Below are 12,300 nucleotides of genomic sequence, written 5' to 3'. Positions count from 1 at the left end.
ATCCGCCCCGCGAACACCTCCGACCCGGCCAGCAACTCCGCGGCCATCCCCACCCACTGCGAACCCTGACCCGGGAACACCAACACCGAACGGCCCGAGGACACACCGTCGCCCCGCACCAGCCCCGGCACCGATCGGCCCTCCGCCAGCGCCTTCACGCCGTCGAGCAGTCGGTCCGGGTCGGTGCCCACCACCACGGCGCGCCGTTCGAAGGCGGTCCGCGTGAGGGCGAGGGCGCGGCCGGTGTCGGCGGCCCGCAGGGGTGCGGGGTCGGCGCTCAGGTGTGCCAGCAGCCGGGCCGCCTGGTCGCGCAGCGCCTCGTCGGTACGCCCCGACAGCACCCAGGGCAGCGGGTACGCATCGCCATCGGCCGCCGTGTCGGCCGCCGGTTCGGCTTCCTCCGCCGGGGCCTGTTCCAGGATCAGATGGGCGTTGGTGCCGCTGACGCCGAAGGCGGACACCCCGGCCCGGCGCGGGCGTCCCGTGTCGTCCCAGACGCGGGCCTCGGAGAGGATCTCCACGGCTCCCGACGACCAGTTCACCATGGGCGTCGGCCGGTCCGCGTGCAGGGTCCTGGGCAGTTCGCCGTGCTCGATCGCCAGCACCATCTTGATGACGCCGCCCACTCCGGCCGCCGCCGACGTGTGGCCGATGTTCGACTTCAACGAGCCCAGCCACAAAGGCCGTTCGGCGGGCCGGTCCTGGCCGTAGGTGGCCAGCAGGGCCTGCGCCTCGATCGGGTCGCCGAGCGTGGTGCCGGTGCCGTGCGCCTCCACCACGTCCACCTCGGACGGCGACAGGTCCGCGTCCGCGAGCGCCGCCCGGATCACCCGCTGCTGCGACGGACCGCTCGGCGCGGTCAGCCCGTTGCTCGCACCGTCCTGGTTCGTGGCCGAACCCCGGATGACGGCCAGCACCGGGTGCCCGTTGCGCCGCGCGTCCGACAGCCGTTCCAGCAGCAGGACGCCGGCGCCCTCGGACCAACCGGTTCCGTCCGCGTCGGCCCCGAACGCCTTGCAGCGGCCGTCGGCCGACAGTGCCCGCTGGCGGCTGAACGCCACGAACGCGTCGGGGGTCGCCATCACCGACACCCCGCCGGCCAGGGCCAGCGTGCAGTCGCCGGCCCGCAGGGCCCGGATCGCCAGGTGCAGGGCGACCAGAGAAGAGGAGCAGGCCGTGTCCACGGTCACCGCGGGCCCTTCCAGGCCCAGGGTGTAGGCGATCCGGCCGGAGACCACACTGCTCGCGGTCCCGGTGTCCAACAGGCCCTGGACCTCGGGGAGGTGGCGCGAACCCGCGCCGTAGCCGTTGCCGATCGCCCCGAGGAAGACACCCGTGCCGGTGCACCGCAGCGTGCGGGGGTCGATCGCGGCCCGCTCGACCGCCTCCCAGGCGGTCTCCAGTGCCAGCCGCTGCTGGGGGTCCATGGCCAGGGCCTCGCGCGGCGAGATGCCGAAGAACTCCGCGTCGAACTCGGCGGCGTCGTGCAGGAAGCCGCCGTGCCGGGTGTAGGACGTACCGGGCCGCTCGGGGTCCGGGTCGTAGAGGCCCTCCAGGTCCCAGCCGCGGTTGACCGGCCAGGCGGAGACCGCGTCGGCGCCCTGGGAGACCAGGTCCCACAGCAGTTCCGGCGTGTCGGCGCCGCCGGGATAGCGGCAGGCCATGGAGACGATGGCGATCGGTTCGTGGCGGGCCTGCTCGGCCTCGCGCAGCTGCCTCCGGGCGTCACCGAGGTCCGCGGTGGCGCGCCTGAGGTAGTCGAGCAGCTTCTTGTCGTCGGACATCAGTGCCAGCTCTCTTTCAGGCGTTTCCGAAGTCGTTGTCGAGCAGGGCGAACAGCTCGTCCGCTGTCGCCGTTTCCATCGCGGTGGCGGTGTGGTCCACCGGTCCTGGCGGTGGTGCCTCGCCGCCCGGTGCGCCGGTGCGCCGCCCCCAGCCGCGCAGCAGTTCGTTCAGCCGTTCGCCGACCCCGTCGGTGTCGGCCGCTCCGGGCGGGACGGCCGCGAGGAGCGCGGCCAGCCGGTCCAGCTCGGCCAGCAGCGGCGAGGGCGGTTCGGGCGCGGCGGACAGCTCCGCGTCCAGGTGGGCGGCGAGCGCCTCTGGCGTCGGGTGGTCGAAGACGACCGTCGGCGGGACGGCCAGCCCGGTGGCCTCGCACAGCGCGTTCCTGAACCGCACCGCGAGCATCGAGTCGAAGCCGATCTCGGAGAAGGCGCGTTCCGGGCGCACCGGACCGGTTCCGGAATGGCCGAGGACCGCGGCCGCGTGCCGGACGACCAGGTCGAGCACCGCTTGGCGGCGTGCCTGCCGATCCAGCGGGGCCAGCCGGGCGGCCAGTCGTGCGGCGGGGGTGCCGTCCTCGTCGCCCGCGGTCTGCGGAGTGTCCACGGCCGGCGCCGCGGCGGTGGCCGCGACGGCCGTCCGGCCCGGTGTGGGCAGCCAGTACCGGTCGCGCTGGAAGGGGTACGTCGGCAGCAGGACGGGTGCCGCGCCGCCCGGCCCGGGGGCCCCCGTCCAGGGCGACCAGTCCACCGGGCCGCCACCGGCCGCCCACGCCTCGGTCAGTGAGGCCAGCAGCCGGTCCCGGCCGCCGTCGCCGCGCCGCAGCGTGCCGACCGCCGACACCTCCCGCCCGGCCTCCGCGGCCACCGCCTCGATCCCGGCGAGCAGCACCGGATGCGGGCTGACCTCGACGAGCAGGGTGTGGCCCGCGTCGAGCAGGGCGCGGGTCGCTCCGACGAAGTCGACCGGCTCGCGCAGGTTGCGGTACCAGTAGGCGGCGTCGAGCGATTCTCCGGCGACGGGTTCGCCGGTCACCGTCGAGTAGAGCGGGACGGCCGAGGCGCGGGGGCGTATCCCGGTGAGGGCTTCGCGCAGTTCGTCCTCGATCTCGGCGACCTGGGCCGAGTGGGCCGCGTAGTCCACCGGGATCGCCTTGGCCCGTACACCTTCCCGATCGCAGGCCGCGAGCAGGGCGGCCAGCTCCTCGGGCTCCCCGGCGACGACCACGGCGTCGGGGCCGTTCACCGCGGCCACGCAGAGGCGTCCGCCGGCGGGCATCAGGCCCGTGGTCCGCTCGGCGGAGGCGGCGACCGACACCATGCCGCCGCGTCCCGCCAGCCTCAGCAGCGCCCGGCTGCGCCGCGCCACCACGAGAGCCGCGTCGTCGAGCGACAGCGCTCCGGCGACGTGGGCGGCGGCGATCTCGCCCTGGCTGTGTCCGACGACCGCGTCCGGGGTGACCCCGGTGTCGCGCCAGTGCGCGGCCAGCGCGACCATCACGGCGAAGAGCACCGGCTGGACGACGTCCACGCGGTCGAGCGTCGGCGCGCCGGGCGCGCCGCGCAGCACCTCGGTCAGGGACCAGTCGGTGTGCGGGGCGAGCGCCCGTTCGCAGGCGGCGATCGCGGCGGCGAACGGCGCGGAGGCGTCGAGCGCCGCCGCGGCCATGCCGGCCCACTGCGAGCCCTGGCCGGGGAAGACGAAGGCCGTACGGCCGCCGCGCGCCCGGTCCCGCACCGCGTCGGGCGCGGGTTCGCCCGCCGCGAGGGCGTCCAGTCGGCCGAGGAGCGCGTCGCGGTCGCGGCCGACGGCTGCTGCCCGGAAGGGCAGGGCGGGGCGGGTGGTGGCGAGCGCACGGGCCGGGGCGGCGGCGCCCCCGTCGGGGCCGGCCCGCAGGTGCTCGACCAGTCGGCTCGCCTGTCGGCGCAGGGCCTCGGGGGTCATGGCGGAGAGCAGCCACGGAACGGTGGTCCCGGTGTCCTCGGACGGTTCGCCGTCCGTGCCGTCGGGCAGCGGGGCGTCGTCGGCTGCGGGCGCTTCCTCCAGAACGGCGTGGGCATTGGTGCCGCTCATGCCGAACGCGGAGACGCCGGCCCGGCGCGGCCGGTCCCCGTCCGGGGCTTCCCAGGGGCGGGCGTCCGCGAGCAGCCGGACCGCGCCGGCCGACCAGTCCACCCGGCTGGACGCCTCCTGTGCGTGCAGGGTGCCGGGGAGCACGCCGTTGCGCAGCGCGAGCACGGTCTTGATGACGCCGGCGACCCCGGCGGCGGCCTGGGTGTGCCCGATGTTGGACTTCAGCGATCCCAGCCACAGCGGGCGGTCGGCGGGCCGGTCCTGGCCGTAGGTGGCCAGCAGGGCCTGCGCCTCGATGGGGTCGCCGAGCACGGTGCCGGTGCCGTGCCCCTCGACCAGGTCGATATCGGCGCCGGACAGTCCTGCCGCGGCCAGCGCGGTCCTGATCACCCGCTGCTGCGCGGGGCCGCTCGGAGCGGTGAGGCCGTTGCTGGCACCGTCCTGGTTCACCGCGGTGCCCCGGACGAGGGCGAGGACCGGATGTCCGAGGCGGCGCGCGTCGGAGAGGCGTTCCACCAGCAGGACGCCCACCCCTTCGCCCCAGCCCGTGCCGTTCGCCGCTTCGGCGAAGGAGCGGCAGCGGCCGTCGGGCGACAGGCCCTGCTGACGGCTGAACTCGACGAAGACGTCCGGGCTCGCCATCACCGCGGCGCCGCCGACCAGGGCGAACGAGCAGTCGCCGGCGCGCAGTGCCTGGCCCGCCAGGTGCAGTGCCACCAGCGAGGACGAGCAGGCCGTCTCCACGGTCACGGCGGGGCCGCCGAGTCCGAGGGTGTAGGCGACGCGGCCGGAGGCGACGCTGGTGACCGTGCCGCTGAGGAGGTGCCCCTCGATCTCGTCGGACGGGTCCTGCGGGCCGGTGCCGTAGCCCTGGGCGGCGACGCCGACGTAGACGCCGCCCTCGCTGCCGCGGACCGACGCGGGGTCGAGTCCGGCCCGCTCCAGCGCCTCCCAGCTGGTTTCGAGGAGCAGTCGCTGCTGCGGGTCCATGGCCAGTGCTTCGCGCGGGGAGATGCCGAAGAACTCCGCGTCGAACTCGGCCGCGCCGTCCAGGAATCCGCCGCCGGTGGTGTAGAAGGTGCCCGGGTGCAGGGGGTCCGGGTCGTAGAGAGTGTCCAGCGGCCAGCCGCGGTCGGCGGGCAGCGCGGCGACCGCGTCCACTCCGTCGGCCACCAGCTGCCACAGGTCCTCGGGCGAGCGGACGCCGCCCGGGAACCGGCAGGCCATCGAGACGATCGCCAGGGGTTCGTCGGCCGCCGCGGGCCCGGCCGCGCCGTCGGCGGCCGCGGAGTCCGTCGCGGCCGTGCCGGTCGTGCGGTCGGCGTCCGGTTCGGTGCCGCTCAGCTCGGCGAAGAGGTGGGCGGCGAGCGCGGCTGCCGTCGGGTGGTCGAAGACGGTGGTGAACGCGAGCGGCAGAGCGGTGGCCGCGACCAGCCGGTTGCGGAGTTCGACGGCGGTGAGCGAGTCGAAGCCCAGCTCGCGGAACGGGCGGTCGGCCATGAGGCCGGCGGCCGACTCGTGGCCCAGCACGGCGGCCGCTTCGCTCCGCACCAGCTCCGTCAGCAGTTTGCGGCCCTCGGGCCCGGACAGTCGGTGCAGCCGGTGCGGCCACGACGGGTCGCCGCCCGTGCCGGGTCCGGACCCGGCGGAGGTGTCCGCGTCCGCGGGGTCGCCGTCCGCCGCCCGGGGCTCCGGGGCGGCCGACAGGCCGCGCAGCAGCGCGCTCTCCCGGACCGAGCCGAAGATCGGCGCGAAGCGGCTCCAGTCCAGCTCGGCGACGACCGGTTCGCCCTCGTCCAGGGCCAGCGCCAGGCCGAGCGCGGAGAGCGCCGCCGCAGGGTCCATCGGCACCAGCCCGTGGCGGCGCAGGCCGTCGCCGACCGCGCCCTCGGCCATGCCCGCGCCGGCCCAGGGGCCCCAGGCCACCGAGGTCGCCGTCAGGCCCCGGCCGCGCCGCGCCGCGGCGAGGCCGTCCAGGTAGGCGTTGGCCGCCGCGTAGGCGCCCTGGCCGCCGCTGCCCCAGGTGCCCGAGATCGAGGAGAACAGCACGAAGGCGTCCAGCGGGCGGTCTTCGAACAGGGCGTCGAGGTGGGCCGCGCCGCACGTCTTGGCCGCCGTCCGCCGGGCCAGTTCCTCCGGCGTGCAGTCCATCAGCGCGGTGTCCGAGGTGAGTCCGGCGGTGTGCACCACGGCCCGTACGGTGTCGCCCTCGTCGCGCAGCCGCCCCAGGACCCGCTCCAGCGCGGTGCGGTCGGCGACGTCGCAGGCCAGCAGGGTGCTCCGGGCGCCGAGCGCCGCCAGGGCGTCGGCCAGCGCGTCGGCTCCCGGGGCCTCGGGGCCCCGCCTGCTGAGCAGGACCAGGTGGTCCGCGCCGCGCTCCGCGAGCCAGCGCGCCACCTGGGCGCCGAGGCCTCCGGTGCCGCCGGTGACGAGGACCGTGCCGCGCGGCGTCCACGGTGCGGGCGCGGGTGTCGCGGGCTCCGGCGCGGGGACGAGCCGACGGCCCAACGGTGCCGGCGCGCGGACGGCCACCTGGTCCTCGCCGTCCCGTCCGGCCAGCACCGCGCACAGCCCGTCCAGCGCGGGCCCGTCCAGCAGGTCCGGCAGGTCGACCAGGCCGCCCCAGCGCAGCGGGTGCTCCAGTGCCGCCACCCGGCCCAGGCCCCACACCTGGGCCTGCACGGGGCGGACCTCCTCCGTGCCGTCGGCTGCCACCGCGCCGCGGGTGGCGCACCACAGGGGTGCGTCGATGCCGCTGTCGCCCAGGGCCTGGAGCAGCAGCAGGGTCCCGGTCAGGCAGGCGTCGAGCGTCGGCAGGCCCGGGCGGGGGCCCTGAGCCAGGGCCAGCAGCGACAGGACGCCGTCCAAGGAGCCGAACTCCGGGAGCAGCGAGGCCAGTTCGGCGCGTTCGGCGGCGACCCCGACCCGGATCACGACCACGTCGGCGCCGTGTCCGGCGAGCGCCTGTTCGCAGGCGAGTGCGGTGTCCTCGGCACCGGGTCCGTCCGGGGTGACGAGCAGCCAGCGGCCGGAGAGGCGGGGCTCCGCGGGCGCGGTGAGCGGCTCCCATGCGATGCGGTAGCGGCGGGGGCCGGCGGGGACCTCGGTCTCCCGGCGGGAGCGCCGGGCGGCGGGGGCCGGGTCCGGCGCGGCCACCGGCCAGAAGCGCCTGCGCTGGAAGGCGTAGGTGGGCAGGTCGACCCGCCGCACGTCGGTGCCGCTCCAGCCCGCCGACCAGTCCACCGCCACGCCGCGCAGGTGCAGCGAGGCGAGTGCGGCGCGGACCGCGTCCGGCTCGCCGCGGCTGTCGCTCAGCAGCGGCACCGTCCCGGGGCCGCCGGGGCCGCCGGGGGTGGGGGTGGCGTCGGGGAGGCAGGTGTGGAGCATGCCGGACAGCACGCCGCCCGGTCCGAGTTCGAGGTACGTCGTCGCGCCCTCGGCCCACAGCCGGCGGGCCCCTTCCAGGAAACGCACGGTGCCCCGGACGTGGCGCACCCAGTGCTCGGGGGAACGGAGTTCCGCGGCCGTGGCCGTGCGCCCGGTCAGGTTGGAGACGATCTCGATGCCGGGCGCGTGGTACGTCAGCGACTCGGCCACGTCCCGGAACGCGTCGAGCATCCCGTCCATCCGGGCGGAGTGGAACGCGTGGCTCACGCTCAGCCGGCGGGTGCGCCGCCCCCGGGAGCGGAACGCCCCGGCCAGGCGCAGCACCGCGTCCGCGTCACCGGACAGGACCACGGAGGTGGGCCCGTTGACGGCGGCGATGTCCACCGCGTCCCGGCCCGCTTCCGTCTCCGGGAGGGGGTGCCCGGTGCGGTCGTCCAGCAGGGCCTGGTGTACTTCCTCCTCGGTGGCCTCCACCGCCACCATCGCCCCGCCCTCGGGCAGTTCGTCCATCAGCCGGCCCCGGGCCGTTACCAGCGCGCAGGCATCGGGCAGGTCCAGCACGCCCGCCGCGTGGGCGGCGGCGAGTTCGCCGACGGAGTGCCCCATCAGCAGGTCGGGCCGCACACCCCAGTGCTGCACGAGCCGGAACAGCGCCGTCTCCAGGGCGAACAACGCGGGCTGGGTGTACCGGGTGCGGTCGAGCAGCGCCGCACCGGGGGTTCCGGGCTCGGCGAACAGGATGTCGCGCAGGGGCAGGTCGAGGTGCGGGTCCAGGCCGGTCAGCACCTCGTCGAGGGCGTCGGCGAACACCGGGTCGTCGCGGTAGAGCTCCGCGCCGGCTCCGGCCCGCTGGCTGCCTTGTCCCGGGAAGAGGAAGGCGGTCCGGCCGGAGCGCACGGCGCCTCCGGTGAGCAGGTGGCCCGATGCCGTGCCGCGCGCGAGTGCGGTGAGCGAGCGTCGGACGGATGCCCGGTCCCGTCCCAGGACGGCGGCCCGGTGTTCGAGCGGGGCCCGTCCCGTGGCGAGCGAGTAGGCGACGTCCGCCAGTTCGGCGTCCGGGTCGGCATCGAGCCGGCTCACCAGCCGGCCGGCCTGTGCCCGCAGGGCCTCCGGTGTGCCGGCCGAGAGCAGCAGCGGCACGGGCGGGGCGGCCCGGCGCGCGGTGGCCGTCGTGGCGGTGTCCGGGGTGGGCACGGCCGAGGTGTCGGTCCGCTCCGGGGCGGGCGCGACCGCGACGGCCGGTGCCTGCTCGATGATCGCGTGCACGTTGGTGCCGCTGATGCCGAACGACGACACGCCTGCCCGGCGGGGGTTCCCGGTCTCCGGCCACGGGGTGTGCGCGGTGAGCAGGCGGATGGCACCGTCGGACCAGTCGACGTGCGGGTTCGGCGTCCCGGCGTGCAGGGTTCCCGGCAGTTCGCCGTGGCGGATGGCCAGCACCATCTTCATCACTCCGGCCACCCCGGCCGCCGCCTGGGTGTGCCCGATGTTCGACTTCACGGAGCCGAGCCACAGCGGCCGGTCCGCCGTGCGCGCCGGCCCGTGGACGGCCTGGAGCGCCTGCGCTTCGATGGGGTCGCCGAGCTTCGTGCCGGTGCCGTGGGCCTCGATCGCGTCGATCTGGTCGGCGCGCAGCGCGGCGTCGGCCAGCGCGGCGCGGATGACCTGCTGCTGGGACGGGCCGTTGGGGGCGGTGAGCCCGTTGCTGGCGCCGTCCTGGTTCACGGCGGTGCCGCTGATCAGCGCGAGTACGGGGTGGCCGTGGCGCAGGGCGTCGCTGTGGCGCTCCAGCAGCAGCACTCCGGCGCCCTCGCCCCAGCCCGTGCCGTCCGCGTCCGCCGAGAACGCCTTGCACCGTCCGTCGGCGGCGAGCCCGCGCTGGCGGCTGAACTCCACGAAGAGCCGCGGGGTGCTCATCACCGTCACCCCGCCCGCGAGGGCCTGCTCGCAGTCGCCGCGCCGCAGTGCCTGCACGGCCAGGTGGAGCGCCACCAGCGACGAGGAGCACGCGGTGTCGACGGTGAGCGAGGGTCCCTGGAGGCCGAGGACGTAGGACAGCCGCCCGGACAGCACGCTGGCCGTGTTCCCGGTCAGCAGATGGCCCTCGGACACGCCCTCGGCGCCCTGCAGCAGCGCGGAGTAGTCCTGGCCGTTGGTACCGATGTAGACGCCGACCTGCCGGTCCTTCAGCGCGGTCGGGTCCTGCCCGGAGCCCTCGACCGCCTCCCAGGCGGTCTCCAGGAGCAGCCGCTGCTGCGGGTCCATGGCCAGGGCCTCGCGCGGCGAGATGCCGAAGAACTCCGCGTCGAACTCGGGGGCGTCGTGCAGGAAGCCGCCCTGCATGCTGTACGTGGTGCCGGCGTGGTCGGGGTCCGGGTCGTACAGCCCCTCGGTGTCCCAGCCCCGGTTCGACGGCCAGTCGCCGACGGCGTCGGTGCCCTTCGAGAGCAGGTGCCAGAAGTCCTCGGGCCCTGCGACCCCGCCGGGGAAGCGGCAGCCCATGCCGACGATCGCGATCGGCTCGTTGCCGCCGGGTGCCGCCGCCCGGCCCGCCCCGGCATCGACGGAGCCGGCGGGCCCGGCGGTGCCGCTCGCGGCGTCCGGCAGGTCCAGGTCCGCGAGCAGCCGGTCGGCCAGTGCCGACGGTGTGGGATGGTCGAACAGGACGGTGGCGGGCAGGGCCAGTCCGGTGACGGCGGTGAGCCGGTTGCGCAGCTCCACCGCCGTCAGCGAGTCGAAGCCGAGCGCGAAGAACGCCTTTCCGGGCTGGACCGTGTCGACGTCGGGGTGGCGCAGGACCGACGCCGCGTGGGTGCGTACCAGTTCGGTGAGGGTCCTGACCCGGTCCTCGTGGCGCGGCAGTACGGCGATCTGCTGCCGCAGGGCGTCGGCGGAGTCGCCGCCTTCCCGGACCGCCGACGGTGCGGTGGTGTCCTGGACGGGCCTCGCGGCAGCCGGGTCCGGTATCCCGTGGAGGAGGGCGGCGGTCCACCGGCCCCTGCCCGTGGTGAAGCGCCTCCAGTCGACATCGGCGACCACGACCAGTTCGTCGTCCTCCGCGAGCGCCCGGCCGATCGCGGTGACGGCCGTTTCGGGCTCCATCACCGGCATGCCGAAGTCCCGCAGCCGTGCGGCGACCTCGTCCGCCAGCATGCCCGGCCCGGCCCAGGCGCCCCAGGCCACGGACGTGCCGGGCAGCCCGGCGGCACGGCGGGCGGCGACGAGTGCGTCGACGGCCGCGTTGGCGGCCGCGTAGTTGCCCTGCCCGGCGTTGCCCACGACGCCCATCACCGACGAGAACACCACGAAGGCCGACAGGTCGAGACCCGCGGTGGCCTCGTGCAGGTTCCGTGCGGCGGTCAGCTTGGCGCGCAGCACCACGGCGAGCCGCGCGGGATCCAGCGCGTCGAGCACACCGTCGTCGAGGACGCCCGCCGCGTGGATGACGGCGGACAGCGGGTATCGCGCCGGGATGTCGGCGAGCAGCGCCGCCACTGCGGCCGGGTCGGCGACGTCGCAGGCCGCGAAGGCCACTTCGGCGCCCAGCGCCGTCAGTTCCGCCCGCAGCACGTCCGTACCGGGGGCGTCGGCGCCGCGTCGGCCGACCAGCAGCAGCCGCTCCGCGCCCTGGCCCGCCAGCCAGCGCGCCGTGTGCGAGCCGACGCCGCCGGTGCCGCCGGTGACCAGGACCGTGCCCCGCCACCGGACGTCCGGGCCGCCTGCACGGGCCTTCGGCGACCCGGACGACGCGGGGCGGAGCCGGCGTCCGTGGACCCCGGTGGAGCGCACCGCCACCTGTTCCTCGTCGGCCGCGGCTCCCGCGAGCACCGCGCACAGGCGGCGGGCGGCCCGTGCGTCCAGCACCTCGGGCAGGTCGACCAGGCCGCCCCGGCGGTGCGGGTGCTCCAGGGCCAGCGTCCGGCCCAGGGCGGCGGAGGCGGCCTGACCGACGTGTCCGGGCCGCTCCGCGCCGCCCAGGACCGCCAGTCCCTTCGTCAGCGTCCAGAGCCGGGCCTGGATGCCCGCGTCCTCCAGTGCCTGGGCCAGCGCGAGGGTCAGCGCCGGGCCACCGGGCAGGTCGGGGTGTTCGGGGTGGGGGCGCTCCTCCCAGGACAACAGGGACAGCACGCCGGCGATCGGCTGCTCCCCGGCGGTCTCCGTGAGCAGGGCGGCCAGCTGTTCGCGGGTCGCGCCCGGATCGGCGACGACGCACGGGAGGAGGCCGGCTCCGGCCTCGCCGAGGGCGTCCAGGACGGCCGCCGCGTCACCGCCCTCGGGACGCAAAGCGAGCCAGCGGCCGGGGAGGCCGTCCGTCGGCGTGACCGACAGGGGTGCCCAGGCGACGTGGTAGCGCCAGGATTCCGCCTTCCGCTCACGGCTCCTGACGGAGCGCCAGGCCGCCAGTGCGGGCAGGACTTCGTCCAGGGCGGCATGGCCGACCCCGAGGATTTCGGCGAGCCGGGTGGGGTCCTGCAGTTCCAGGTCGTCCCAGCGGTCCTCGGCGGGGGCGGCCGGGATGGCGGCGGGGGCCGTCAGCCAGTAGCGGGTGCGCTGGAAGGCGTATGTCGGCAGCTCAACGCGCCGGGCCCCCGGGAACGCCCGCGGCCAGTCCACCTCCAGCCCGCGCTCCCAGCCACGGCCGACCGCGCGCAGCACCTGCGCCGGACCGCCCTCCCCGCGACGCAACGTCCCCAGCACCGCGGCGTCCGCACCCGCGGCCTCCACCGACTCCCCCACCGCCACCGACAGCACGGGGTGCGGGCTGGACTCGATGAAGACGCGGTGCCCGGCCGCCAGGAGCGCGCGGGTGGCCTGCTCGAACTCGACGGTCTCCCGCAGGTTGCGGTACCAGTACTCGGCGTCCAGGGCCTTCGTGTCCAACAGGCCGCCCGTGACGCTCGAATAGAACGGCACCGCACCGGACAGCGGCACGATGCCGTCCAGGTCGGCGAGCAGCCGCTCTCGGACCTCCTCCACATGCGCGGAGTGCGACGCGTAGTCGACCTCGATCAGACGCGCCCGCACACCCTCCCCCACCAGAGCCTCCACCAACGCGGC

2 protein-coding genes are annotated in these 12,300 nt (G+C 76.2%); both read right to left on the bottom strand.

All coding sequences use genetic code 11. The annotated features are described in order from the left end of the window. Positions 1 to 1,784, bottom strand: a 1,784-nt coding sequence (locus ACWGKU_RS37935) for a type I polyketide synthase (protein WP_452180765.1), incomplete at its 3' end; no start/stop codon positions are given. Positions 1,785 to 1,800: 16 nt separating this feature from the next. Further along, the coding region (locus ACWGKU_RS37930; RefSeq protein WP_452180766.1) for an SDR family NAD(P)-dependent oxidoreductase at positions 1,801 to 12,300 on the bottom strand (10,500 nt) is incomplete at its 5' end.

The organism is Kitasatospora sp. NPDC054768, assembly GCF_053612025.1.
The sequence above is the reverse complement of the archived record's forward strand: the minus strand, read 5'-3'. Positions and strand labels throughout refer to the sequence as shown.